This window comes from Streptomyces sp. TSRI0107, from assembly GCF_001905845.1.
In the GTDB taxonomy this organism is placed as follows: domain Bacteria; phylum Actinomycetota; class Actinomycetes; order Streptomycetales; family Streptomycetaceae; genus Streptomyces.
Genome location: NZ_LIVZ01000007.1, coordinates 230,333 through 255,792 on the forward strand (window position 1 = coordinate 230,333; position 25,460 = coordinate 255,792).

Here is a 25,460-nt window from a genome sequence, read left to right on the forward strand (position 1 = left end):
GTCTCATTCTCCGGATCGTCCGTCCCCGCTGACTGCGTCGAGGAAGCCGGGCAGCGCCTGGACCAGCGCCGCCACGTCGTCGTCACCGAGGTTCAGCGGCGGCATCAGCCGTACGACGTCGGGGGCGGGCGCGTTCACCAGGAAGCCCGCTTCCTGAGCCACCTGCTGCACCTGTGCCGCAAGGGGTTCGGTGAGCACGATACCCAGGAGCAGTCCCGCGCCCCGGACGTGGCCGACGAGCGGGTGGCCGAGCCCCTCGATCCCGTTCCGCAGCTGCTCGCCCTGCCGCTTGGCGTTCTCCAGGAGTCCTTCGTTCGCGATGGTGTCGAGGACGGCGAGGCCGGCGGCGCAGGCGACGGGGTTGCCGCCGAAGGTGGTGCCGTGGTGGCCGGGCTTCAGCAGGTCGGCGGCGCGGCCGAAGGCGACGGTGGCGCCGAGCGGCAGTCCGCCGCCGAGGCCCTTGGCGAGGGTGACGACGTCGGGCAGGACGCCCTCGTGCGCCTGGTACTCGAACCAGTGCCCGGTGCGGCCGATGCCGGTCTGCACCTCGTCGAGGACGAGCAGCGAGCCGGTGGCGGCGGTGATCGCGCGGGCGGCCTTGAGGTAGCCGGGCGGCGGGACGACGACGCCGTTCTCGCCCTGGATGGGCTCGATGACGACGAGCGCGGTCTCCTCGGTGACGGCGGCGGCCAGGGCCTGCGCGTCGCCGTAGGGGACGTGGGTGACGTCGCCGGGCAGGGGGTGGAAGCCGTTCTGCTTGCCGGGCTGGCCGGTGAGGGCGAGGGCGCCCATGGTGCGGCCGTGGAAGCCGCCCTCGGTGGCGACCATGTGGGTGCGCCCGGTGAGCCGGCCGATCTTGAAGGCGCCTTCGTTGGCCTCGGCGCCGGAGTTGCAGAAGTAGACCTTGCCGTCCCGGCCGAAGTGCGTGAGGAGCCGTTCGGCGAGGGCGACGGGCGGTTCGGCGACGAAGAGGTTGGAGACGTGGCCGAGGGCGGCGATCTGCTCGCTGACGGCCTCGACGACCGCGGGGTGGGCGTGGCCGAGCGCGTTGACCGCGATGCCGCCGACGAAGTCGAGGTATTCCTTGCCGTCGGCGTCCCACACCCGGGTGCCCTCGCCGCGGACGAGGGGCAGCCGGGGGGTGCCGTAGTTGTTCATGAGCGCGCCCTGCCAGCGCGTGGTCAGTGCCTCGTTGCTCATTGCTCCCCCTGTCCGTCCGGCTTCTCGTCGGGCACGACCATCGTGCCGATGCCCTCGTCGGTGAAGATCTCCAGCAGGATCGAGTGCTGGACCCGGCCGTCGATGACGCGGGCGGTGGTGACGCCGTTGCGTACGGCGTGCAGGCAGCCCTCCATCTTCGGCACCATGCCGGAGGACAGCTCGGGGAGCAGTCTCTCCAGCTGGGAGGCGGTGAGGCGGCTGATCACCTCGTCGCTGTTCGGCCAGTCCTCGTACAGTCCCTCGACGTCTGTCAGGACCATCAGGGTCTCGGCGCCCAGCGCGGCGGCGAGCGCCGCGGCCGCCGTGTCGGCGTTGACGTTGTAGACGTGTCCGTCGTCCTGGGAGCGGGCGATCGACGAGACGACCGGGATCCGGCCGTCGGCGAGCAGCGCCTCGATCGCGCCGGTGTCGATGTCGGTGATCTCGCCGACCCGGCCGATGTCGACGGATTCGCCGTCGATCCGCGGCTGGTGCTTGGTGGCGGTGATGGTGTGCGCGTCCTCGCCGGTGAGGCCGACGGCGAGCGGGCCGTGCTGGTTGAGCAGCCCGACCAGTTCGCGCTGCACCTGCCCGGCGAGCACCATCCGGACGACGTCCATGGCCTCCTCGGTGGTGACGCGCAGGCCGGCCTTGAACTCGCTGACGATGCCGTGCTTGTCGAGTGCGGCGCTGATCTGCGGGCCGCCGCCGTGCACGACGACCGGCTTGAGGCCGGCGTGGTGCAGGAACACGACGTCCTGGGCGAAGGCGGCCTTCAGGTCCTCGTCGATCATGGCGTTGCCGCCGAACTTGATGACGACGGTCTTGCCGTTGTGCCGGACCAGCCAGGGCAGCGCCTCGATGAGGGTCTGGGCCTTGGGGAGCGCGGTGTGCTTCCGCGTCGGATTGCTCATGAGCTGTAGGCGCTGTTCTCGTGGACGTAGTCGGCGGTGAGGTCGTTGGTCCAGATGGTGGCGGTCTCGGTGCCGGCGGCGAGGTCGGCGACGATGTGCACCTCGCGGTAGCGCATGTCGACCTTCTCGCGGTCCTCGCCGACGGAGCCGTTCTTGCAGACCCAGACGCCGTTGATGGCGACGTTCAGCCGGTCGGGCTCGAAGGCGGCGGAGGTGGTGCCGATCGCGGAGAGGACACGGCCCCAGTTGGGGTCCTCGCCGTGGATGGCGCACTTGAAGAGGTTGTTGCGGGCGATGGAGCGGCCCACCTCGACGGCGTCGGCCTCGGTCGCCGCGTTGATCACCTCGACCTTGATGTCCTTGCTGGCGCCCTCGGCGTCGCGGATCAGCTGCTGGCCGAGGTCGTCGCAGACCTGTCGTACGGCCTCGGCGAACTCCTCGTAGGCCGGGGTGACCTCTGCGGCGCCGGAGGCGAGCAGCAGGACGGTGTCGTTGGTGGACATGCAGCCGTCGGAGTCGACGCGGTCGAAGGTGACCTTGGTGGCGGCGCGCAGCGCCCGGTCCAGGGCCGTGCTGTCGAGGTCGGCGTCGGTGGTGATGACGACCAGCATGGTGGCGAGGCCCGGCGCGAGCATGCCGGCGCCCTTGGCCATGCCGCCGACGGTCCAGCCGTCCTTGGTGACGACGGACGTCTTGTGGACGGTGTCGGTGGTCTTGATGGCGATGGCGGCCTTCTCGCCGCCGTGCTCGGACAGCTGGGCGGCGGCGGTCTCGACGCCGGGGAGCAGCTTGTCCATGGGGAGCAGTACGCCGATGAGGCCGGTGGAGCAGACGGCGACCTCGCCGGCGCCGATGTCCAGCGCCTCCGCGACCTTCTCGGCGGTGGCGTGGGTGTCCTGGAAGCCCTTGGGGCCGGTGCAGGCGTTGGCGCCGCCGGAGTTGAGGACGACGGCCGACAGCTCGCCGCTCCTGAGGACCTGCTCGGACCACAGCACCGGGGCGGCCTTGACGCGGTTGGAGGTGAAGACGCCCGCGGCGGCGCGGCGCGGCCCGGTGTTGACCACGAGGGCCAGGTCCGGGTTGCCGTTCTCCTTGATCCCGGCGGCGATGCCCGCCGCCGTGAATCCCTTGGCTGCCGTGACGCTCAAGGTGCGACTCCGATCGTGGAAAGCCCGGTGGTCTCGTCGAGACCCAAGGCGATGTTCATGCTCTGGACGGCACCGCCGGCGGTGCCCTTGGTCAGGTTGTCGATGGCGCTGATCGCGATGATCCGCCCGGCGGCCTCGTCGTACGCGACCTGCACCTGGACGGCGTTGCACGCCTGGACGGACGCGGTGGCGGGCCACTGGCCCTCGGGGAGCAGGTGGACGAAGGGCTCGTCGGCGAACGCCTTCTCGTAGGCGGCGCGGACGGTGTCCGCGGTGACCCCCGGCCTGGCCTTCGCGCTGCACGTGGCGAGGATGCCGCGCGGCATCGGCGCGAGGGTCGGGGTGAAGGAGACGGAGATGCGCTCGCCGGCCGCCGCGCTGAGGTTCTGGATCATCTCGGGCGTGTGCCGGTGGCCGCCGCCGACGCCGTACGGCGTCATGGAGCCCATGACCTCGCTGCCCAGCAGGTGCGGCTTGGGCGCCTTGCCCGCGCCGGAGGTGCCGGACGCGGCGACGATCACGGCCTCGGCCTCGGCGAGCCCGGCGGTGTAGGCCGGGAACAGGGCGAGGGAGACGGCCGTGGGATAGCAACCGGGTACCGCGATGCGCTTGGACCCCTCCAGCGCGGCGCGGGCACCCGGGAGTTCGGGGAGGCCGTACGGCCAGGTCCCGGCGTGCGGGGAGCCGTAGAAGCGCTCCCAGTCGGCGGCGTCCTTCAGCCGGAAGTCGGCGCCCATGTCGACGACGAGGACGTCCGGTCCGAGCTGTTCGGCGACGGCGGCGGACTGCCCGTGGGGCAGCGCCAGGAACACGACGTCGTGTCCGGCGAGCACGTCGGCGGTGGTCTCCTGGAGCACCCGGTCGGCGAGCGGCAGCAGGTGCGGCTGGAGTGCGCCGAGCCGCTGGCCCGCGTTGGAGTTGCCCGTGAGGGCGCCGATCTCGACCTCGGGGTGCGTCAGGAGCAGACGCAGCAGCTCTCCGCCCGCGTATCCGCTCGCTCCGGCCACTGCCGCACGTACCGTCATGGGACCCTCCGACCCTCCTCCTGGATGGCATGACTATACGTTTCGCTGCACGTTTATGCAATCCATGTGATCCATTCCCCGGCGACCACAAGCGGCTCGCGGACCGGTACGGCCCGCTGGAGCTCGGCGGCTTCCTCCGCGGGAGGCCCGCCTCAGCGACCCTTGCGCGCCGCGTACGCCCGGGCCGCACGGACCCGGTTGCCGCACTTCGTGGTGCACCAGCGGCGGGCGGCGTGGGAGCGCAGGAACCAGCGGGCGCAGCCCTGGGCGGCGCATTCGGCGAGCTGATCGGCCTCGGGGCCGGTGAGCAGATCGGCGGCATCCTCGGCGAGCAGGGAGAGCGCGGCGCCGGCCGGGTTGCCGGCGTCGGCCTGGTGGGCGCGGCGGGGGCCGTCGGCGGTCCAGTCGAGGCGGGGGGTCGGCGGGGCGGCGGCGAGCGCGGAGTTGAACGCGGCGAGGCTGCCGGCCGGGGGGACGGCCGCGGTGCCGTAGGCGGTGAAGAGGGCGCGCAGGGCCTCGCGCAGACCCAGGAGCCTGCCGAACTGCCGGCCGTTGAGGGCGACGCGGTCCGGCAGCAGGTCGTGCCTGACCAGCCACAGGTGCGCGGCCTCGGTGTCGTCGAGCAGGTCCACCGGGCCGTGGCTCAGGGTGAAACGCGTGTTGACCAGGGCCAGCGACACATAGCGTTCCTCGCCCGGGACCGGGAGCCGGTGCAGGGAGACGGGGGACTCATGATCCACGTTCTCATGTTAACGCTTGCGATTCTCCGTGAGGAGACCTAGCGTGCCTCACGGTAAATGGTTACAGAACCCGTGAGAGGTGAGACGTCGTGGCCTTCGACGTGGACGCGCTGCGCAAGGACTTCCCGATCCTGGAGCGGACCCTGGACAGCGGCGCCCGCCTCGTCTACCTGGACTCCGGCGCCACCACCCAGAAACCGCTCCGGGTCCTCGACGCCGAGCGGGACTTCCTGCTGCACCACAACGCGGCCGTGCACCGAGGCGCCCACCAGCTCGCCGGGGAGGCGACGGAGGCGTACGAGAACGCCCGGCACACCGTCGCCCGCTTCGTCGGCGCGGCGGACGACGAGATCGTCTTCACCCGGAACACCACCGAGGGCATCAACCTGGTCGCCCACGCGCTGGGCAACGCCCGCCGCATCGGCCCCGGCGACCGGATCGTGGTCACGGAGATGGAGCACCACGCCAACCTGGTGCCCTGGCAGCAGCTCGCCGAGCGGACCGGCGCGACGCTGGACTGGTTCGGGCTGACCGACGAGGGGCGCCTGGACCTCACCCGGCTCGACGAGCTGGTCGACGAGCGCACCAAGGTCGTCGCCGTCACCCACCAGTCGAACGTGCTCGGCACGGTCAACCCGGTGCGGCTGCTGGCCGACCGCGCCCACGAGGTGGGTGCGCTGGTGGTGGTCGACGGCGCCCAGTCGGTCCCCCACCGGCCGGTGGACGTCGCCGCGCTCGGCGCGGACTTCCTGGCGTTCTCCGGGCACAAGATGCTCGGCCCGTACGGGGTCGGCGTGCTGTGGGGGCGGCGGGACCTGCTCGACTCGCTGCCGCCGTTCCTGACCGGCGGTTCGATGGTCGAGATCGTGGAGATGGAGCGCACCACGTTCCTGCCGCCGCCGCAGCGTTTCGAGGCGGGCGTGCCGATGACGTCCCAGGCGGTCGGCCTGGCCGCGGCGGTGGACTATCTCCAGGCGCTCGGCATGGCGGAGGTCGCCGCGCACGAGGACCGGCTCACCGCACGGGCCCTGGAGCTGCTGGGCGAGATCCCCGGCGTGCGGATCGTCGGCCCGCGCGACCTCGCCGACCGGGGCGGCGCCGTCTCCTTCACGGTCGACGGCGTCCACCCGCACGACGTCGGCCAGGTGCTGGACGAGCGCGGGGTCGCCGTCCGGGTCGGCCACCACTGCGCCCGCCCGATCGTGCGCCGGTACGGCGTTCCGGCGACGACCCGGGCGAGCTTCTACGTCTACAACACGCCGGCGGAGGTGGACGCGCTGGCGGAGGGGGTGCGGGCGGCCCAGGCGTACTTCGGGGTCTGAGCCGCCCGCGTCCGCCTCACCTCCTGGCGATCCTGAGGAACGTCACGGAGTTCGCCGGGAAGGTGTAGGTGAACTTCCCGGCGACGCCCGTGAACGTGGACTTCACCGGGGTCACCGGGGTGTCCGTCTCGGTGTTCACGTCCTCGGGGTCGGCGGCCAGGGAGGTCACCCGGGCCCGCGAGGAGACCTTGGCGCCGCCCAGGTCGACCGCCGTACGGGCGGCCGTGGACTGAGCGTTGACGACCTTGACGATCAGCTCGCCGGTGCGCCGGTCCTCGGTGACGACCTGGCGGAACGGCTCGGCGGGCTTGTCGTCGGTGAAGCTGCCCCAGAGCTGTCCGTCCAGGTAGAGGCCGACCTGGCGGCCCCGCACCTTGATGTCGATGTCGTAGGCGCGGCCCGTCTCGATCGAGTGGGGCTTGGAGATCAGTGTGGACTTGCCGCCGTCCGAGGCCTGCTCGACGGCGGAGCTGGTGTTGTTCCAGCCGCCGAGGTTCCACCAGTAGTAGTTGCCGGTGTCCTTGACGCCGAAGGCGACGAGGAAGCCCTCCTTGCCGGACTTCTTGGTGGCCTTGACGTGCAGGTCGTAGTCCTTCCACCCGGGGTCGCCCGCGGTGACCAGGGTGTTCTCGGCGGCGGCGTCGGTCTGGACGTAGGCGCCGTCCTGGACGCTCCAGCTGCCGGCGCCGGAGTGGGTCCACTTCGAGGCGTCACCGGAGAAGTCGTCGCCGAACAGGGTCGTGCCGTCGGCCGAGGTGACCTTCACGTCGTCGTAGGCGGCGCTGGTCGCCCAGGTGGACAGGCCGACCGCGCCGGTGATCGGGCCACTGACGTCCGGGGTGCCGGTCGCGGTGGAGGGGATCACGCGGTCGCCCACGTTGTTCATGAACAGCTTCTGGACCTCGTAGCTCGCCGAGTTCCAGGAGGCCCGGTTGTTGAACCAGATCATGTCGGGGCGCCACTGCACGTAGTCCTCGTTGGCGAGCAGCGGGGCGTACGAGGCGAGCTTGACCACGTCCGCGTTGCGTTCCAGGCCGGTCATGAACGCGGCCTCGGCGAGGGCGTTCTTGAAGGCGTTGCCCTGGGAGGCGTACTCGCCGAGGAACACCTTGGGGCCCTGCCGGTCATAGGAGTCGTAGCGGTCGTTGTTCTGCAGGAACCACTGCGGGCTGTTGTAGTAGTGCTCGTCGACCATGTCGACGCCGCCCTCGCGGTTGAGCTTCCAGGCGGTGTCGAAGGTGGTTCCGGCGTCGTCCGGGCCGGAGTTGGAGATGACCGTGATGCCGGGGTACTTCGCCTCGATCGCGGCGCGGAACTTCTGGAAGCGGGCGAAGAACTCGTTCGGCAGGTTCTCCTCGTTGCCGACGCCGAGGTGCGTGAGGCCGAACGGCTTCGGGTGGCCCATCTCGGCGCGCAGCCCGCCCCACTTCGAGGTGGCCGGGCCGTTGGCGAACTCGATCAGGTCGAGGGTGTCCTGGATGTGCCGCCGCAGCAGTTCCTCGTCGTCGGTGGCCTTGTTCTGGCCGCAGCCGGTGACCAGGGCGGGGACGACGGGCAGCGGCATGGCGCCGATGTCCTCGGCGAAGCGGAAGTACTCGTAGTAGCCGAGGCCGTAGCTCTGGTTGTAGCCCCAGAAGTTGGCGTTGGTGGCGCGCTCCTCGACCGGGCCGACGGTGTCCTTCCACTGGTAGGACCGCTTGCGCTGCCAGCCGGAGGCCTCGCTGTAGTCCTCCATGGAGCCGGTGTTGACCAGGCAGCCGCCGGGGAAGCGGACGAAGGCGGGGTTCAGGGCCTCGATCTTCTCGGCGAGGTCCTTGCGCAGGCCGTTGGGCTGGTTCTTGTAGGTGTCGCGCGGGAACAGCGAGACCATGTCGAGCGCGGCGGCGCCGGAGGAGTGGACGGCGAGGCGGCCGCGGTTGCTGGTGCGGGTGGCGGTGAAGGCGGCGGTGTACTTGGCCCAGCCGCCCTCGGCGCTCACCCGGCGGGCGGTCGCCAGTTCGCCGGCGGCGTCCTTCAGGGAGACGGTGAGGGTGGTTGCGGCGTCGGCGCGGGCCCACACGGAGAAGTCGTACCGCTTGCCCTGCTCCACCCGGATCCCGGTGTTGTAGCCGGCGTTGCTGACGGACGAACCGGCGCCCAGGGCGAGGTAGTTGCGGTTGCGCTCGTTGAGCCGGCCGTCGTCGTTCACGACCTGCGCGGTGCCGGCGACCGTCCAGGAGGTCAGCGGGGTGTACGAGCCGTTGTCGGCGGTGGAGTACTCGAAGGACCGGTTCTGCACGAGTTCGGCGTACAGACCGCCGTCGGCCGCGCGGTTGATGTCCTCGAAGAAGACGCCGTACATCGTGTCGTCGATCTTCGCGCCGGTCGCGGACGGGTCGACGGTGATGGCGTAGTCGGTGACGGACTCGGCGTGCGCGGGCGCGGGCGCGAGCACGGAGGAGGCGGCCAGCGCGGCGGTCGCGGTCAGGCCGAGTCTCCAGCGGGTGGTGCGGGTGGTGCGTGACATGGATACTCCGCGGCTCTTTGCTCCGGAAAGGAGTTGTTCGAAATATCGGACATTGGTCAGCACTTCGAACGGCAAGATAGGGAGGGGGCGGGTACGCGTCAATGGGTCACGCAGGAACGGACGGGACGGAGAGTCGTACGCGATGGGCGAGTTCTGGCCAGTGCCCAAGGTGCTGGCGTTTCTGGCCGGGAAGTGGGAGGTGACGCGTTCCGTGCGGGATCTCGCGGGCGGGGACGCGGGGCGGTTCACCGGGACGACGGTTTTCAGCCCGCTCGAGGGCGGCGGCCTGCTCCATCACGAGTCCGGGACGTTCACCTGGCAGGGCGTCTCCCGGCCCGCCGAGCGGACCCTGCGCTTCCTGCCGGGACCGGACGGCACCGGGACGGCCGACGTGCGGTTCGCGGACGGCCGGCCGTTCCACGACCTGGACCTGACGTCCGGGCACTGGGTCACCGACCACCCCTGCGCGGCCGACCTCTACCGCGGGGAGTTCACGGTCCGGGACGCGGACCACTGGCGGACGGTATGGCGGGTCGGGGGACCGGCCAAGGACCTGGTCCTGACGACGGACTACGCGCGCGTGGGCTGAGCCCGGCAGCCGTCGAGACGCAGGTTCCAGCGGCCCGCGTGCCCCGTCACGGTGGTCGTCGACAGCGGACGGACGTCGATGTTCCAGTACGTCGACGGCGGCGCCTTCAGCGCGTACACCAGCGCCGCGCGGATCACCGACGGCTCCGCCACCGCGACGATCCCGCAGCCGTCCTCCACCGGCCGGGTGTCCAGCCAGCCGCCGACGCGGCCGATGAAGGCGAGCAGCGGCTCACCGCCGTGCGGGTTGCCGCGCGGGTCCGCCAGCCACGCGTCCACCGCCTGGGGCTCGCGGGCCATCGCCTCGCCGAGGGTCAGCCCGCGCCACCGGCCCATGTCGCAGTCCCGCAGCGCGAGCTGAGCCAGCGGGGCGTAGCCCAGGGCGTCGCCGGTGGCGCGGCTGCGCGGCGTGGGCGAGCAGTAGCGCAGCTCGGCCGCCGCCAGCGGCAGCAGCTCGGGGGCGACGCGCTCCACCTCGTCCCAGCCCGCCTGGTCCAGCGGCCGGTCGTCCTCGAAGCGCTCCGCGAGCAGCGGGGAGCTGCGCGCGGCGGCGACGAACGTGACCCGAAGTGCCATGCGGGGATGGTGAGCCGCGCGCGTACCCGGGTCAAGGGGTGGACGCCAGGGGTTACCCAGGGTTTACCCCGGCTCACCGGTCGAAGTGGAGCGCCATCCACTGGTCGGGCCGCTCCAGCGGCGCGAATCCGAGCTTCTCGTACACCGCGTGCGCGTCGTGCGTGGCGAGCAGGATCCGCCGCAGCCCGTACGGCCGCAGCTCCTCCCGTACGGCGCCCACCAGCGCGGTCCCCACGCCCTTGCCCCGCACCGACGGGTCGACGTAGACGTCGCACAGCCAGGCGAAGGTCGCCCGGTCGGTGATGATCCGGGCGTACGCCACCTGCTCCCCCGAGGCCGTGTCGTACACCCCGAAGTTGAGCGACCCGGCGATGGCCCGGTCCTGCTTCTCGCGGGGCCGTCCGAGAGCCCAGTAGGCGTCGGTGGACAGCCACCGGTGCACGCGGTCGGCGTCGACGCGCTCGGGGTCGGTGGAGATCTCGTAGCCGTCGGGGAGGCGAAGGGTGTCGTCCATGGCAGGAGGTTGGCAGCTCCGGGACGTCGGGGTCGAACGAATTGCCCGGGGCGCTTCCGACGAGGTGCCCGGCGGTGCGCTTCGGACCATTTGCCCGGCGGGGCTCTTCGGACGATCCGCCTACAGCACCTCGTCGCAGGCCGTCCGCAACCGCCGCACCCCCTCCGCGATCTCGCCCGTCCCGGCGACCGCCGCGAAGCTCAGCCGCAGATGGGCGGCGGGCGGCTCGGCGCTGAAGTAGGGGCGGCCGGGGGTGACGGCGACGCCCGCGCGCAGCGCCGCCGCCGTCAGGGCCGCCTCGTCGGTGCCCTCGGGCAGCCGGGGCCACAGGTGGTAGCCGCCGCTGGGGATGTGCGGCAGCGCCAGCTCGGGCAGCCGCAGCCGCAGCGCGGAGACCATGGCGTCGCGCCGGATTCTCAGCTCGGCGGAGACCGCGCGCAGATGACGCGGCCAGGCCGGCGAGCCGACCAGCTCCAGCGCCGCCTCCTGGAGCGGCCGGGGCACGAAGAAGGTCTCGACGACCTGGATGGCGCGCAGCCGCTCCAGGACCGGGCCCCGGGCGGCCAGCGCGCTCACCCGGAAGCTGGGCGAGGTGGCCTTGGTCAGCGAGCAGACGTGGACGACGACGCCGTCGGGGTCGTCTGCCACCAGCGGGCGCGGCAGCGGCGGCGCGTCCTCGTGCACGAGGCGGCGCACGAAGTCGTCCTCGACGACGAACGCCCCGGCCGCCCGCGCGATCCGCAGCACCTCGCCCCGCCGCTCGGGGGCGAGGACGGCGCCGGTGGGGTTCTGGAACAGCGGCTGGCAGACGAGGACCCGGGCGCCGGTGGCCCGGAACGCGTCGGCGAGCAGGGCCGGGCGGACCCCGTCGGCGTCCACCGGGACCGGCACCGGCCGCAGGCCCGCCGCCCGGGCGATGGCGAGCATGCCCGGGTACGTCGGCGACTCCACGAGCACCGGCGCCCCGGGCGGGGCGAGCGCGCGCAGGGCGGTGGTGAGCGCGGACTGGCCGCCCGCGGTGATCAGCACCTCGGCCGCGGTGACCGCACCGCCGGGGCCGCCGATGCTGCGCGCGAACCACTCCCGCAGCTCCGGCAGCCCTTCCATCGGCGGCCGCCCCCAGGCGCCGGGCCGGCGGCCCGCTCGGGACAGCGCGGCGGCCATCGCCCGCTCGGGCTGCAGGGAGGGGTGCAGGTAGCCGCCGTTGAACTCGATCACGCCGGGTGACGGTGCGGCGAGGGAGACCAGCACCCCGGAGGCGTCCACGGAGCGCGGGACGGCCTCGGCGGCGCCGTCGGCGCTCAGCGTCAGTTCCTGCCACGAGGTGTCCCCGGCGGGCGCGGCGGCGGGGCGCGGCCCGGCCCGGAACGCCCCGGCGCCGGGGCGGGTCACCACCAGCCCCTCGGCGGCGAGCTGGGCGAGCGCCCGGGAGACGGTCACCGGGCTCACCCGGAACCGCTCCACCAGGGACCGGCTCGACGGCAGCTTTCCGCCTGGAGAGTAGCGGTCCAGCTCCCTTCGCAGCTGTTCCGCCAGTTCACCGACACTGCTACGCTCTTGCATGAGAGCACAGAGTAGCGCTACCAAGCCGACCGCGATAGCAGTCGACGCCCCGCCCACAGGCCCGTCCACCGGTCCGGCCGCCGTCCCGGCCCGCGCCACGGCGGGCACCCTCCAGGCGGCCCTCGGCGTCATCGCCTTCTCGCTCACCTTCCCCGCCACCGCGTGGGGGCTGGAGGGCTTCGGGCCCTGGTCGCTGGTCGCCGTGCGCAGTGTGCTGGCCGCGCTGATCGCGGGCGGCTGCCTGCTGGCCCTGCGGGTGCCGCTGCCGGCCCGCGAGCACCTTCCCGGCCTTGCCGTGGTCGCCGCCGGCGTGGTCATCGGGTTCCCGATGCTGACCACGCTCGCCCTCCAGACCTCGACCACCGCACACGCCGCCGTCGTGGTCGGGCTCCTGCCGCTGACGACGGCCGCGCTGTCCGCGCTGCGCGTCGGCAGCCGCCCCTCGCGCACCTTCTGGACGGCGGCCCTCGCCGGTGCCGCGGCGGTGGGCGTGTTCACCGTGCAGCAGAGCGGCGGCGGCCTGAGCACCGCCGACCTCTACCTCTTCGGCGCGCTGCTGGTGTGCGCGGCCGGCTACACCGAGGGCGGCCGGCTGGCCCGGGTCATGCCGGGCTGGCAGGTCGTCGGCTGGGCGCTGGTGCTGTGCCTGCCGCTGAGCGTCCCGGCCACCGCGATCGCGCTGTCGTACGAGCCGGTGACGCTCACCGCGCACGCCGTGGCCGGGGTGCTGTGGGTCGCGGCGGGGTCGCAGTTCCTGGGGCTGGTCGTCTGGTACCGGGGCATGGCGGCCATCGGCATCCCCAAGGCCAGCCAGTTGCAGTTGGCCCAGCCGCTGCTCACACTGGTGTGGTCGGTGCTGCTGCTGGGCGAGCACCTGACAGTGGCCGCCCCGCTGACGGCCGCGGCCGTGCTCGTCTGCATCGCCGTCACCCAACGGGCGCGAGGCTGAGCGGCGTACGCCGCCGGGTTCCGCCCGGCGCCCACCGCAGTGGACTCGAGGCCACGGACCGCTGCTCCGTCGATGGTGAGGAGGCCACAGATGCGCGCAAGCGTGGGCGACCAGCTTGTCCAGCACGGCAGGGTGGTCGGACAGCACGACAAGGTCGGCGAGATCGTGGAAGTGCTCGGCCAGGAGGGCAACCCCCCGTACCGCGTCCGGTTCCAGGACGGGCACGAGGGTCTGTGCTCCCCGGGCCCCGACACCGAGATCCGGCACCGGGACACCCACCCGATGACCGGTCAGTGATCCAGGGCGCGGGATTCGCCGGTCACTGGTAGTGGTCGGCGATCACCCGCGCCAGCGCGCCGTACGGGTCCGCCACCACCTCTTCGGCGGCGAAGAACACATGCCCGCCGACCTCCGGGTACCTGGACGCCAGCGTCAGGTGCCGGGACAGCTCGGCCGGGTCCTGCCAGGCCGCGGGCTGCGCGGGGTCACCGGCCTTGTACAGGGCCTCCCCGAAGTAGAGCCGGGTTCCGGTGCCCCGGGCGGTCTTCGCCCACCACGGGACCAGGGTGGCGTAGTCGGCGGCGGCGAAGCCGATGTGCCAGTACAGCTGCGGGCAGATGTAGTCCACCCAGTTCTCCCGCACCCATTTGCGGGTGTCCGCGTACAGGTCGTCGTAGGTCTGGAGGGCCTTGGTGTCCGAGCCGCGCGGGTCGGTCTCGGCGTTGCGCCACACCCCGAAGGGGCTGATCCCGAACCGGGTCCCGGGCCGCACCTCCCGGATGCCGGTCGCCATCCCGTGCACCAGCCGGTCGATGTTGTCGCGCCGCCAGTCGGCCCGGTTGGTGAAGTCGCCGCCGTGGGCGTCGTAGGCCGCGTCGTCGTCGAAGCTGTGGCCCGGCACCGGGTACGGGTAGAAGTAGTCGTCGAAGTGGACGGCGTCGACCGGGTACTTCTCGACCGCGTCGAGCATCGCGGTCCGCACGAAGGTACGGACCTCGGGCAGCCCCGGGTTGTAGTAGAGCTTCCCGGCGTACGTCACCACCCACCCGGGATTCCTGCGGGCCGGGTGGGTGGGCGTGAGCCGGGTGAGGTCCGCGTGGGTGGCGACCCGCAGCGGGTTGAACCAGGCGTGCAGCTCCAGGCCGCGCGCGTGCGCCTCGGCGACGGCCGTGCCGAGCGGGTCCCAGCCGGGGTCCCCGCCCTGGGTGCCGGTGAGGACCTGCGACCAGGGCTCGTACGGCGAGGGCCACAGCGCGTCGGCGGCCGGCCGCACCTGGAAGATCACCGTGTTGAGGCGGCGCCGTACGGCCGCGTCGAGCAGGGCGATCAGCTCCGCGCGCTGCTCGGCGGCGCTCAGACCGGTGCGGGAGGGCCAGTCCCGGTTGGCGACGGTCGCCAGCCACACGCCGCGCATCTCGTCGGTCACCGCACCGCCCGCCGCGTCCCTCGCCTCGCCGTCCGCCCGTGGCCCCCCGCCCGGCCGCCTGGGGGCCGCCGAGGCGCCGTCCCCCGTCATGGCCAGGGCCGACAGCGCGGCGGCCGCGAACACCCGACGTGTCATACGTCCCATGCGAACACCCCCATACGCCGCGTCTCCACGCGGTCACGATCCGTTGCCGCGCCCAGAATGCCCGACCCCGGCGATCGATCATCGATACTTGGCGGTAACGTGCACGAACGGAGCAGGCACGTGCAGGCCCCGGGACCCGGCGGACCTGACGAGCATGGATCAGCGAAGGGGACGATGTGACGGGCATCCCAGCGGGAGACATTTCGCGCGTCGGAGTGGTCGGCTGCGGCCAGATGGGCGCCGGTATCGCGGAGGTGTGCGCCCGCGCCGGCCTGGACGTCAAGGTCGCCGAGACCACCGGCGAGGCCCTGGAGATCGGCCGCACCCGGCTGTTCAACTCCCTGGCCAAGGCCGCCGAGCGGGGCAAGATCAGCGAGGAGGAGCGGGACTCGACGCAGGCCCGGCTGAGCTTCACCACCGACCTCGGCGAGTTCGCCGACCGTGATCTGGTGATCGAGGCGGTCGTCGAGAACGAGCAGGTCAAGACCGAGATCTTCCAGGTGCTCGACCAGGTGGTGACCCGCCCGGACGCGATCCTGGCCTCCAACACCTCCTCCATCCCGCTGGTGAAGCTGGCGGTCGCCACCTCGCGGCCGGACCAGGTCATCGGCGTCCACTTCTTCAACCCGGCCCCGGTGCAGCAGCTCGTCGAGCTGATCCCCGCGCTCACCACCTCCGAGGGCACGCTCAGCCGGGCCCAGCTGTTCACCGAGAAGGTGCTGAACAAGCACGCCATCCGCGCCCAGGACCGCTCCGGCTTCGTGGTCAACGCGCTGCTGATCCCGTACCTGCTCTCCGCGATCCGGATGTTCGAGTCGGGCATCGCCAGCCGTGAGGACATCGACAACGGCATGGAGATGGGCTGCGCGCACCCCATGGGCCCGCTGAAGCTGTCGGACCTCATCGGTCTGGACACGGTCGCCTCCGTGGCGTACTCGATGTACGAGGAGTACAAGGAGCCGCTGTACGCCGCTCCCCCGCTGCTCCAGCGCATGGTCGACGCGGGCCGGCTCGGCCGCAAGACCGGATCCGGCTTCTACACCTACGGCTGATTACCGACCGTCAGTATCCGGCCGGTCGCAGGGCCCGGCACCCCAGGAGGGTGCCGGGCCCGCGCCATTCACACACCGTGTGCGCGCCGGGCTCGCATATGCCCTGCGCACACGCTCCCCATGCGCCCACCAGGCGAGTTGACTCTTCATGCGCATGCAAGGGATGTAGACCGACCACGGAAAGGAGCGGACTTGTGACCGCCGATCCCGAGCATCCGGTCGTGAACGGAGAACTCGCAGAGTTACGACGCCGCCTCGATGTGGCCTATGCCCGCGTCGAAGGCGGACTGGCCCTGCTCAGCCATCGGACCGAGGAGACCGCGAAGGAACTGGACGAGGTGAACAACCGGCTCGTCACGCTGGAGCACGCCCGCTGGCCGCTGCCCTCGCTCGCGGCCGTGACGGCCGTGGGCGCGCTCGTGGTGACGATCTGGCAGGCGCTGGGACGTTAGCGGACGCGTCCTAGAGCCTGAGGTGGTGAAGTAACAGCAGTGCGGCCGCCATGTTGGCGGCCGGGACCTCGCCGCGGGCGATCAGGTCGGGGACGACCTTGAGGGGGACCCACTCCCGCCGGTCCGACTCGAAGTCGTCCACGGGGTGACCGACGTACTCGCCCTCGTCGGCCCAGTAGATGTGGTGCCGGGCGTCGGTGAGCCCGTTGGACGGCTCCACGCTCATCAGATGGCGCAGCGGTCCCGGCCGCCATCCGGTCTCCTCCTCCAGCTCCCGGGCGGCGGCCGCCGCGATGTCCTCGCCGTCCTCCACGACGCCCGCCGCGAGTTCCCACCCCCAGCTGTCGGTGATGAAGCGGTGCCGCCACAGCAGCAGGACCTCGTTGGCCTCGTTCACCACGGTGGCCACGGCGACGGGCCGCAGCCGTATCAGGAAGTGGTCGAGATGCCGGCCGTCCGGCAGCTCGACATCCGCGAGGTTGACGCTGAACCAGCGGTTTTCATACACAGTTTGTTCGTTCTGTTTCGTCCACTGCACGGTTCTGCCACCTTCCGCCGAGTAAGTGGCAATATCGCAGCAGGAGCGGGCGGGCAGCAGGGCGCACACCCGGCCGCTCGCGGGGCGGCCGTGGGCGCAATGGGGTCGCAAGGGATCCGCAGGGGGGTCCGGACAGCAGGTCTACAGCGGTACGCGCAGGGCCCCGTCGATGAGTTCGGCGGCCTCGGCCGTGCCCGCGCCGCCGCTGCGCACCAGGTGCTCGCGTACCGCCCGGAGTCTGTCGCGCAGCCGCTGCGACTCCATCCCGCGGGCCTGCTCGGCCATCCGCACCGCGGTGGCCACAGCCTTCTCCGCGTTGCCCTGGCGCAGTTCGATCGTGCTGAGCATGGCCAGCCGGTGCACGCGGCCCCGGTCGTGCGCCGGGGTGTCCACCGCCGCCTCGGCGTGCTCCCGGGCCGCCGCCAGCTCACCCAGGCTGAGCAGCGCCTCCGCCACCTGGACGTTGACCAGCCCCGGCTGCACATAGCCGGTCTCGTCCGGTTCGTAACCGCGCCGGATCCGCTCGGCGGCCTGCTCGGCGCGCCGGATGCAGGACAGCGCCCCGCTGCCGTCGCCGAGATGGGCGTACGCCTTCGCCTGCATCGCGTACAGGTCGGAGGCCAGCGCGGGCGTGATGTGCTTCCCGGCGGTGCGCAGCGCGGCCTCCGCGAAGGCGACGGCCTGCCGGTACTCCTTCATGAACAGCGACTGGTTGACCAGCAGCGCGATCACATAGGCGCCCAGTCCCCGGTCCCCGCTGGCCTTCGCCAGCCGCAGCGCCTGGTGGAAGTAGCGCTGGGCGAGGCCGTGCGCGTCGGAGTCGTAGGCGCAGATGCCCGCGACCGCCACCAACCCGCCGGTCGCCCGGTGCAGCTGACGGCCCGTGGCGTCGGTGTAGCCGCCGCGCAGCAGCGGCGCGGCCTCGGCGTTGAGGAACCCGACGATCCGGGTGCGTGTGGCCACCCCGCCGGCCTTGCGGTACATCTGCTCGTAGTGGGCGCGGGCGGCGCGCAGCATGTCGATGTCGGCCGGGGTGACCCGGTGCCGCCCGCCCCGGGAGACGTCCACGTCCTCGGGCGGGTTCTCCCACTCCCACACCGGCATCACGGCGGGCGTGCCGGTGACCGCGGGCGCGCCCAGGATGTGCGGGCGCTGCTGCTCGTCGGAGCGCCACAGGGCGGTGGCCCGCTCCACGAAGCCGGACAGCGAGGTGCCGTGCACGGTCGGCTCGCCGCCGGGGACGCCGAGTCCGATGTCGTCGAGGGTGACCGGCCGGTGCAGCCGGGCGGCCAGCACCTCGCAGATCAGGTCGGGCACCTGGCCGCGCGGGCGCTGGCCCTTCAGCCAGCGGGCAACGGCGGTGTGTTCGTAGCGCAGCGCGAGTCCGCGCGCCCGTCCGGCCTGGTTCACGTGCGCGGCCAGACCGGCGTGCGAGATGCCCGCCTCGTCCAGAATCGCGTCGAGCAGTGTGTTGGGCTGCATGGGATAGGCCCCCCGGATGGCTCGGTGCCCGACAGCGTAGTGAATCCGGGTTCACACGGGGTGTGAACGGAGTACGCGAATCCGGCGTGTGCGCGCGCTGTCGCGGAGAGTTCCGAGCGGGTTGACTGAATGTCCTCGAAAGAGGCCGGCCGGGCCGTCGGCTCCCCCTCGTACAGTGCGACGGCCCGCGCTCACGCCGTCCGCCGCGTCGCCTGCCCGACACTCCGTGGCGGGGCGGACGGCGTGTCGCCGGCGGCACTGCCCCGCGCCCCTGAAGGGCGACCGAGCAGACGCTCGTTGCGGACGACCAGGAAGGCGACGTCATCGGCGGGGGTGCCCTGGGTGTGGCGCAGCAGGCGGGTGAACACGGCTCCCAGGAGGGCCTGCGGAGTTCTCGTCCCCGCGCTCAGCGCCTCCGCGAGGACGAGGTCCAGCGGGAAGAAGCGGCCCTGTGCGTCGCGGGCGTCCTCCGCGCCGTCCGTGTGGAGGAAAAGGGCCTCACCGTGCCGGAGTTCGCCGCAGGGCGCGGCGGGCAGTTCGGGCGGCAGCGGGAACGGGCCCAGCGGCGGCAGCGGCTCGGCCACGGACAGCGGCTCGACCTCGGCGCCCCGGAGCCGGTAGGGCCATGGGTGACCGCAGTTGAGGGCCCGCATCCGCCCGTCGCGGTCGATCTCCAGCAGCAGGACGGTGACGAACTCCTCGGAGAGCGCGCCGCCCGCCTCGGTGCGGCCCCGTTCCCGCAGATGGCGGGCGAGGGCCCGGTCCAGCCGGCGCAGCACCCGGTCGAGGTCGGGTTCGTCGTGGGCGGCCTCGCGGAAGCTGCCGAGCACGGCGGCGACGGTTGGGATGGCGCCGATCCCGTGCCCGCGCACGTCGCCCATCACGGCCCGTACGCCGTGCTCGGTGGCCACCACGTCGTACAGGTCACCGCCCACACTGGCGCCGCGGTCGGCGGCCAGCTGGGCGGCGGCCACCCGCAGCCCGTCGACCCGTGGCGGCAGGGGCCGCAGCAGCGCGCTCTGCGCGGCACCGGCGACCTCGCGGGCCTGTTCGAGCTCCCGCAGCAGCACCCGGCGGACGTGGAACATCAGCCCGGTGCCGACGGCGAAGAAGACGGCGCTGGTCACGAGCCGCGCCCCCAGCCCGTCCTGCCGGCCGAGCGGGCAGGCCAGCTTGTAGGCGATGGCCGCGGCACCCCAGGCCGTGGGCAACCCGAGTGCGAGCATCCGACGACCTGGGGCCCGTGCCTTGATACGGATCATGCCGATGGCCCCCCATGTAGGCCCTGACAGCGCGCGGACCGACCCCGAAAGGCCGGTCCGATTCTGTCGACCGCATGACCCGTAAAGACGGATCAGCCGGAAATGTCACCCGATCGAGTGAGGTGACTCCCACGCCCCGAAAAGGGGTGCGGGGAACCGCGCGACCGGTCACGGACGGCTGGAAGCCGCCGCCGATCGCGCAGTCCCCCGGCGCTTTCGCGGAACTAGCCCCGCAGCGCCGCCCCGGTCCGCTCGGCGGCCAGCGCGACGGCCGCGTCCCGCGCGGCCGACGCCTCGTCCACCGTCAGCGTCCGGTCGCCGGCCCGGAAACGCAGCGCGTACGCGAGGGACTTCTTGCCGTCCCCCAGCTGCTCCGCGTTCTCGTACACGTCGAACAGCCGGATGGCCTCCAGCAGCTCGCCCGCGCCCTCACGCAGCGCGGCCTCGACCTCGGCGTGCGGCACGGGCTTGTCGACGACGAGCGCGACGTCCTGCGTGGCCACGGGGAACGTGGAGATGCCGGGCGCCTGCGGGGTGCCGTCCCCGGCCTGCTCCAGCGCGTCCAGGTCCAGCTCCATCGCGCAGGTCCGCTCGGGCAGCCCGAGCGCCTTCAGCACGCGCGGGTGCAGCTCACCCGCGTGGCCGACGACCTGCTCGGCGCCGTCGGCGACGACGACCAGCTCGGCGCACCGGCCCGGGTGCCACGGACCGTACTGGCCCTTGCGCACCACCAGCTCGGAGCCCGCCTCCCGGGCGACGAGCCGCGCGGCCTCGACCGCGTCGGCCCAGTCGGCCGGACGGCCCTTGCCCCACCAGCCGGCCTGCTCGCGGGCGCCCGCGAGGACGACGGCCACGTGGCGCGGCTGCTCGGGCAGCACGGCGTTCAGCGCGGCGAGCTCCTCGTCGGTGGGACGCCGGTCGACGGGCAGGTGAGCGGCGACGCCGGGCTCCTGACGCGGGTGGAAGACCAGCCCGGTCTCGAAGAGCGCCAGGTCGTGCGAGCCCCGGCCGTCGTTGCGGCGCAGCGCGCCGAGCAGACCCGGCAGCAGCGAGGTGCGCAGCGCGGGCTCCTCGTCGTTGAGCGGGTTGACCAGCTTGACCACGCGGCGGGCGGGGTCGTCGGCCTCCAGGCCGAGCTGGTCGAAGACCTGCTCGCTGACGAACGGGTAGTTCGGCGCCTCGACGTACCCGGCGCCGGCCAGCGCCCGGCCGACGCGGCGGTGCAGCCGCTGCCGGTGGGTGAGGCCACGGCCGGACGGGAGCTTCGGCAGGGTGGAGGGCAGGTTCTCGTAGCCCTCCAGCCGGATGACCTCCTCGGCCAGGTCGTTGGCCTCCAGCAGGTCGGGCCGCCAGGACGGGACGGTGACGATCAGCTCGTCCTGCCCGTACACGTCGCAGCCGATCTCCTGCAGCCGCCGTACGACGGTCTCCCGGCCGTAGACGACGCCCGCGACCTTGTCGGGGTGGTCGGCCGGCACGGTGATGGTGTGCGGCGCGGACGGCGCGATGACCTCGGTGACCCCGGCGTCCGCGGTGCCGCCCGCGAGCAGCACCAGCAGGTCGACGGTGCGCTGGGCGGCGGCGGACGCGGCCTGCGGGTCGACACCGCGCTCGAAGCGGCGGGAGGCCTCCGAGGACAGCTTGTGGCGCCGGGCCGTACGGGCGATGGAGACGGCGTCGAAGTGCGCGGCCTCGATCACCACGTCGGTGGTCGCGCCCTCCTCGTCGTCGTGGTCGGCGATCTCGGTGTTGGCGCCGCCCATGACACCGGCCAGGCCGATGGGGCCGCGGTCGTCGGTGATGACCAGGTCCTCGGCGTGCAGCTTCCGCTCGGCGCCGTCGAGGGTGACGATCTTCTCGCCCTCCTCGGCACGGCGGACGCCGATCGTGCCCTGGACCAGCTTGCGGTCGTAGGCGTGCAGCGGCTGGCCGAGCTCCATCATCACGTAGTTGGTGACGTCGACGGCGAGGGAGATCGGACGCATGCCGACCTTCTGGAGCCGGCGCTGGAGCCAGATCGGGGAGCGCGCCTCGGGGCGCAGGCCGGACACCGTGCGGGCGGTGAAGCGGTCGCAGCCGAGCGGCTCGGAGACCTTCACCGGGTAGCCGAAGGCGTTCGGGGCGGGCACGTCGAGCAGCGCCGGGTCGCGCAGCGGCAGGCCGTAGGCGATGGCGGCCTCACGGGCGACGCCGCGGATGGACAGGCAGTCGCCGCGGTTGGCGGTGACGGCGATGTCCAGCACCTCGTCGACCAGTTCGAGCAGCTCGATGGCGTCCTTGCCGACCTCGGTCTCGGGCGGCAGCACGATGATGCCCTTGGTGCCGTCGTCGCCCATGCCCAGCTCGTCGCTGGAGCAGATCATGCCGTGGGACGTCTTGCCGTAGGTCTTGCGCGCGGAGATGGAGAAGCCGCCCGGCAGGGTGGCGCCGGGCAGGACCACGACGACCTTGTCGCCGACGGCGAAGTTGCGGGCGCCGCAGACGATCTCCTGGGGCTCGCCGGTGCCGTTGGCCTGGCCGACGTCGACGGTGCAGAAGCGGATCGGCTTCTTGAAGCCCTCCAGCTCCTCGATGGTCAGCACCTGGCCGACGACCAGGGGGCCCTTGAGGTCGTGGCCGAGCTGCTCGACCGTCTCGACCTCCAGACCGGCCGAAATGAGCTTGGCCTGGACGTCACGGCCGGTCTCGGTGGCCGGCAGGTCGACGTACTCCCGCAGCCAAGAAAGCGGGACCCGCATCAGATCTCCATCCCGAAGGGCCGGGTGAACCGGACGTCACCCTCGACCATGTCTCGCATGTCTTCGACGTTGTGGCGGAACATCAGCATCCGCTCGATGCCGAACCCGAAGGCGAAGCCGCTGTACTTCTCCGGGTCGACGCCGCAGGCGGCCAGTACCCGCGGGTTGACCATGCCGCAGCCGCCGAGCTCGATCCAGCCCTCGCTGGAGCAGGTGCGGCAGGGCCGGTCGGGGTTGCCGACGGACTCGCCGCGGCAGACGTAGCACACCATGTCCATCTCGGCGGACGGCTCGGTGAAGGGGAAGAAGTTCGGCCGAAGCCGGGTCTTCATGCCCTCGCCGAACAGCGACTGGACCATGTGGTCCAGGGTGCCCTTGAGGTCCGCCATGGTCAGGCCCTCGTCCACGGCCAGCAGCTCGACCTGGTGGAAGACCGGGGTGTGGGTGGCGTCCAGCTCGTCGGTGCGGTACACGCGGCCCGGGCAGATGACGTAGACCGGCAGCTCACGGTCGAGCAGGGAGCGGATCTGCACCGGCGAGGTGTGGGTGCGCAGCACGACACCGGACTCGGAGCCGCCGTCGGGGCCCTGCACGAAGAACGTGTCGGCCTCGCCGCGGGCCGGGTGGTCCGGGCCGATGTTCAGGGCGTCGAAGTTGAACCACTCGGCCTCGACCTGCGGGCCCTCGGCGACCTCGTAGCCCATGGCCACGAAGATGTCCTCGATGCGCTCGGACAGGGTGGTGAGCGGGTGGCGGGCGCCGGCCGGTACGCGGTCGTACGGCAGCGTGACGTCCACGTCCTCCTCGACCAGCACGCGGGCGTCCCGCTCGGCCTCCAGCTCGGCCTGGCGGGCGGCGAGCGCCTTGTTCACGGCGCCGCGGGCCTGGCCGACCAGCTTTCCGGCGGCGGCCTTGGCGTGCGGGGGCAGGGCGCCGATCTCGCGGTTGGCCAGGGCCAGCGGGGAGGTGCCGCCGGTGTGGGCGACCTTGGCCTCCTGGAGCGCGTCGAGGGAGCCCGCGGCGGCGAAGGCGGCGAGCGCCTCGTCCCGCATGCGCTCGATCTCTTCCGGTTTCAACGCCTCGACCTCGACAGGGTCGTACGACTTATTGGGTGCCGACATCTCTTCCCGTGCTTCCGATTGGCTGGCTGGAGGTCCCCGTCACCGACTCATGGACTGTGCGTCACGGCTTTCGGGACACAAAGGTGCCAAAGGCCGAGTCTAACGGGGTGAGGGTGTACGAATGCGCCCGTGGGTCACTGGGCGAGATACGCCGGTGCTCCCACGGGCAACGTAAATCGGAACTCGGCGCCGCCCTGCTGGGCGCGGCCGACCGTGATGGTGCCGCCGTGGGCCTCGACGATCCCCTTGACGATGTAGAGCCCGAGGCCGGTGCCACCGCGCTTGCTGCCCCGCCAGAAGCGGGTGAAGACGCGGTTCATGGACTCCTCCGGGATGCCGGGCCCCTCGTCGCTCACCGTGACCGACGTGCCGGTGTCCTCCCCTTCGCGGGGGGACGCCGTGGCCGTGATGTCGATGGTGACGGTTCCCTCGCCGTGCCGCACCGCATTTTCCAGCAGGTTGCTCAGCACCTGGTCGATCTTGTCGGGGTCGGCCCACAGGTCGGGCAGCGGCTGCTCGATGCGCAGCAGGAACCGGTCGGCGGCCTGCCCGGCGGCAACGTACGCCTGGATGTGCCGGCCGACGGCGGCGCCGATGTCGACGGGCTGGCGGCGCACCTCCAGGCGCCCGGAGTCGATCCGGGAGATGTCCAGCAGCTCGGCGATCAGCCGGGTGACGCGGTCGGCGTCCGCGTCGACGGTCTCCAGCATCAGCCGCTTCTGGTCGTCGGTGAACCTCTCCCACTTGGCCAGCAGGGTCGCGGTGAAGCCCTTGACCGAGGTGAGCGGGGAGCGCAGCTCGTGGGCGACGGTGGCGATCAGCTCGGCGTGGCTGCGCTCGGTGCGGCGCCGGGCCTCGGTGTCGCGCAGGCAGACGACGACCCGGCGGACGGGGCCGGTGGGCTCGGCGCGCACGTACCGGGCGGAGACCAGCACCTCCCGGCCGCCGGGAAGCAGCAGGTTGCGCTCGGGCTGGCGGACCCGGATGGCGAGCCCGCCGTAGGGGTCGGTCAGCTGCCACCAGCGCCGGCCCTCCAGGTCCTCCAACGGCAGGGCCGACTCCAGCGGCTGCCCGAGGACGTCGGCGGCGCGGACGGCGGCGATGCGCTCGGCGGCGGCGTTGCAGCAGACCACCCGGCCGTGCTCGTCGGCGACGACGAGGCCGTCGGGCAGGTCGTCGGGATCGATGCCGAGGCCGGCCGCCGGGTCACCGGGCCGTGGCGCGGGCGGGCGCCGCACGTCCTGTGCTCCCCGTGCGCTGCTCGTGCCGACGCTCATCCCCGTATCCCACCTCTCGGATGGTTGAGTGGGCCCCCGAGCCCGTCACCCTACTAGCTCTCGGTGACGGATCGGCACCCTCCGGAGGCGCGCTGCGCGCGGGCCGACGCGTAGAGACATACGGCGGCGGCGGTGGCGAGGTTCAGGCTCTCCGCCTTCCCGTGGATGGGGACGCGGACCACGGCGTCCGCGAGGGCCCGGGTCTCCTCCGGCAGGCCCCAGGCCTCGTTGCCGAACACCCAGGCGGTGGGGCCGCCCATGCTGCCCTTGTCCAGCTCGTCGTCGAGGTCGTCGGTGCCGGCCCCGTCGGCGGCGAGGATCCGCACCCCGGCCTCCTTCAGCCCGGCGACGGCCCGCTCGACGGGGACGCCGACGGCGACCGGCAGATGGAACAGGGAGCCGACGGAGGCGCGTACGGCCTTCGGGTTGTACAGGTCGACGGAGGCGTCGGTGAGGACGACGGCCTCGGCGCCCGCGGCGTCCGCGCAGCGCAGCACCGTGCCGGCGTTGCCGGGGTCGCGGACGTGCGCGAGGACGGCGACGAGCCGGGGCCGTGCCTTCAGGATGTCCTCGAAGGGCGTGTCGACGAACCGGCAGACGCCGACGAGTCCCTGCGGGGTCACGGTGGTGGAGATGTCGGCGATCACCTGTTCCGAGGCGAGGTGCAGCCGGGCCCCGGCGTCCCGCGCCTCGCCGACGATGTCGGCGTACCGCTCCGCGGCCTCGACGGTGGCGAACAGCTCGACGAGGGTGTCCCGGTACGCCGCCGCCTCCCGCACGGCCTGCGGCCCCTCCGCGAGAAACAGCCGCTCCTTGCCCCGGAAGTTCCGCTTGGCGAGCCGCCGGGCGGCGGAGACGCGGGGAGAGCGGGGGGAGATCAGCTCGGGGGCGGCGGGAGGCATGGGGTTCACCTTCGGTTGTCC

The 25,460-nt window shown here is 72.5% G+C and carries 23 protein-coding genes; 6 read left to right on the forward strand and 17 right to left on the reverse strand.

Annotation, left to right across the window (positions count from 1 at the left end; translation table 11 throughout):
• Positions 1–3 precede the first annotated feature (3 nt).
• The 5 genes from AMK31_RS20315 to AMK31_RS20335 form a co-directional block, all read right to left on the reverse strand.
• Complete coding sequence (locus AMK31_RS20315; protein ID WP_073942001.1) at positions 4–1,200, reverse strand: acetylornithine transaminase; 1,197 nt, start codon at positions 1,198–1,200, stop codon at positions 4–6.
• Entirely contained in the window at positions 1,197–2,114 is a 918-nt protein-coding gene (argB, locus tag AMK31_RS20320; RefSeq protein WP_073942002.1) for an acetylglutamate kinase, read from the reverse strand. The genes AMK31_RS20315 and argB overlap by 4 nt, the downstream gene beginning before the upstream one ends.
• Positions 2,111–3,262: a bifunctional glutamate N-acetyltransferase/amino-acid acetyltransferase ArgJ gene (argJ, locus tag AMK31_RS20325; RefSeq protein ID WP_073942003.1), complete on the reverse strand. Its 1,152-nt coding sequence runs from the start codon at positions 3,260–3,262 to the stop codon at positions 2,111–2,113. The genes argB and argJ overlap by 4 nt, the downstream gene beginning before the upstream one ends.
• Complete coding sequence (gene argC, locus AMK31_RS20330) at positions 3,259–4,287, reverse strand: N-acetyl-gamma-glutamyl-phosphate reductase (RefSeq protein WP_073942004.1); 1,029 nt, start codon at positions 4,285–4,287, stop codon at positions 3,259–3,261. Before argC ends, argJ begins: the two co-directional genes overlap by 4 nt.
• Positions 4,288–4,439: 152 nt before the next feature.
• Positions 4,440–5,027, reverse strand: a complete 588-nt coding sequence (locus tag AMK31_RS20335; RefSeq protein ID WP_073942005.1) for an ABATE domain-containing protein — start codon at positions 5,025–5,027, stop codon at positions 4,440–4,442.
• Positions 5,028–5,116: 89 nt separating this feature from the next.
• Here AMK31_RS20335 and AMK31_RS20340 point away from each other — a divergent pair, with 89 nt between their 5' ends.
• Positions 5,117–6,349: a cysteine desulfurase gene (locus AMK31_RS20340; protein ID WP_073942006.1), complete on the forward strand. Its 1,233-nt coding sequence runs from the start codon at positions 5,117–5,119 to the stop codon at positions 6,347–6,349.
• Between the two features lie 16 nt (positions 6,350–6,365).
• Here AMK31_RS20340 and AMK31_RS20345 read toward each other — a convergent pair whose 3' ends face one another.
• Entirely contained in the window at positions 6,366–8,855 is a 2,490-nt protein-coding gene (locus tag AMK31_RS20345) for an alpha-L-arabinofuranosidase C-terminal domain-containing protein (protein ID WP_073942007.1), read from the reverse strand.
• A gap of 142 nt (positions 8,856–8,997) precedes the next feature.
• On the opposite strand from AMK31_RS20345, the gene AMK31_RS20350 reads away from it, so the two are divergent.
• Complete coding sequence (locus tag AMK31_RS20350) at positions 8,998–9,444, forward strand: DUF6314 family protein (RefSeq protein WP_073942008.1); 447 nt, start codon at positions 8,998–9,000, stop codon at positions 9,442–9,444.
• On the opposite strand, the gene AMK31_RS20355 is transcribed toward AMK31_RS20350, so the two are convergent.
• The 3 genes from AMK31_RS20355 to AMK31_RS20365 all read right to left on the reverse strand — a co-directional run bounded on the left by AMK31_RS20355 (position 9,426) and on the right by AMK31_RS20365 (position 12,096).
• Positions 9,426–10,019 carry a histidine phosphatase family protein gene (locus AMK31_RS20355; protein WP_073942009.1) on the reverse strand — a complete coding sequence of 198 codons (594 nt, stop codon included), beginning with the start codon at positions 10,017–10,019 and terminating at the stop codon, positions 9,426–9,428. The two genes, AMK31_RS20350 and AMK31_RS20355, sit on opposite strands and share 19 nt — an antisense overlap.
• Before the next feature lie 73 nt (positions 10,020–10,092).
• Positions 10,093–10,533: a GNAT family N-acetyltransferase gene (locus tag AMK31_RS20360; RefSeq protein ID WP_073942010.1), complete on the reverse strand. Its 441-nt coding sequence runs from the start codon at positions 10,531–10,533 to the stop codon at positions 10,093–10,095.
• Positions 10,534–10,653: 120 nt separating this feature from the next.
• On the reverse strand, positions 10,654–12,096 hold the full coding sequence (locus tag AMK31_RS20365; RefSeq protein ID WP_073942011.1) for an aminotransferase-like domain-containing protein: 1,443 nt from the start codon (positions 12,094–12,096) through the stop codon (positions 10,654–10,656).
• On the opposite strand from AMK31_RS20365, the gene AMK31_RS20370 reads away from it, so the two are divergent.
• A complete protein-coding gene (locus tag AMK31_RS20370; RefSeq protein ID WP_073942012.1) occupies positions 12,095–13,045 on the forward strand; it encodes a DMT family transporter in 951 nt (316 codons plus the stop codon). The genes AMK31_RS20365 and AMK31_RS20370 overlap by 2 nt on opposite strands.
• Before the next feature lie 90 nt (positions 13,046–13,135).
• On the forward strand, positions 13,136–13,342 hold the full coding sequence (locus tag AMK31_RS20375; protein WP_073942013.1) for a DUF1918 domain-containing protein: 207 nt from the start codon (positions 13,136–13,138) through the stop codon (positions 13,340–13,342).
• A 22-nt stretch (positions 13,343–13,364) separates the two neighbouring features.
• Here the strand turns inward: AMK31_RS20375 and AMK31_RS20380 are convergent, their stop codons facing one another.
• On the reverse strand, positions 13,365–14,615 hold the full coding sequence (locus tag AMK31_RS20380; RefSeq protein ID WP_198948525.1) for a family 10 glycosylhydrolase: 1,251 nt from the start codon (positions 14,613–14,615) through the stop codon (positions 13,365–13,367).
• Between the two features lie 176 nt (positions 14,616–14,791).
• Here AMK31_RS20380 and AMK31_RS20385 point away from each other — a divergent pair, with 176 nt between their 5' ends.
• A complete protein-coding gene (locus tag AMK31_RS20385; protein ID WP_073942015.1) occupies positions 14,792–15,667 on the forward strand; it encodes a 3-hydroxybutyryl-CoA dehydrogenase in 876 nt (291 codons plus the stop codon).
• Positions 15,668–15,861: 194 nt separating this feature from the next.
• Positions 15,862–16,119 carry a hypothetical protein gene (locus AMK31_RS20390; RefSeq protein ID WP_073942016.1) on the forward strand — a complete coding sequence of 86 codons (258 nt, stop codon included), beginning with the start codon at positions 15,862–15,864 and terminating at the stop codon, positions 16,117–16,119.
• Positions 16,120–16,129: 10 nt separating this feature from the next.
• On the opposite strand, the gene AMK31_RS20395 is transcribed toward AMK31_RS20390, so the two are convergent.
• From AMK31_RS20395 to AMK31_RS20425, 7 genes are all read right to left on the reverse strand, one after another.
• On the reverse strand, positions 16,130–16,657 hold the full coding sequence (locus AMK31_RS20395) for an NUDIX domain-containing protein (protein WP_073942017.1): 528 nt from the start codon (positions 16,655–16,657) through the stop codon (positions 16,130–16,132).
• Between the two features lie 141 nt (positions 16,658–16,798).
• The gene (locus AMK31_RS20400) at positions 16,799–18,139 is read right to left on the reverse strand and encodes a transcriptional regulator (RefSeq protein WP_073942018.1); all 1,341 of its coding nucleotides are present in this window, start codon (positions 18,137–18,139) and stop codon (positions 16,799–16,801) included.
• 191 nt (positions 18,140–18,330) lie between these two features.
• Positions 18,331–19,401 (reverse strand): PP2C family protein-serine/threonine phosphatase, encoded by a 1,071-nt coding sequence (locus AMK31_RS20405; protein WP_073942019.1) that lies wholly within the window; start codon positions 19,399–19,401, stop codon positions 18,331–18,333.
• A 224-nt stretch (positions 19,402–19,625) separates the two neighbouring features.
• On the reverse strand, positions 19,626–22,139 hold the full coding sequence (gene pheT / locus AMK31_RS20410; protein ID WP_073942020.1) for a phenylalanine--tRNA ligase subunit beta: 2,514 nt from the start codon (positions 22,137–22,139) through the stop codon (positions 19,626–19,628).
• The gene (gene pheS / locus AMK31_RS20415; protein WP_073942021.1) at positions 22,139–23,260 is read right to left on the reverse strand and encodes a phenylalanine--tRNA ligase subunit alpha; all 1,122 of its coding nucleotides are present in this window, start codon (positions 23,258–23,260) and stop codon (positions 22,139–22,141) included. Before pheS ends, pheT begins: the two co-directional genes overlap by 1 nt.
• A gap of 134 nt (positions 23,261–23,394) precedes the next feature.
• Positions 23,395–24,537 (reverse strand): sensor histidine kinase, encoded by a 1,143-nt coding sequence (locus AMK31_RS20420; RefSeq protein WP_073942022.1) that lies wholly within the window; start codon positions 24,535–24,537, stop codon positions 23,395–23,397.
• Positions 24,538–24,590: 53 nt separating this feature from the next.
• A complete protein-coding gene (locus AMK31_RS20425) occupies positions 24,591–25,439 on the reverse strand; it encodes a TrmH family RNA methyltransferase (protein ID WP_073942023.1) in 849 nt (282 codons plus the stop codon).
• Between the last annotated feature and the right edge of the window lie 21 nt (positions 25,440–25,460).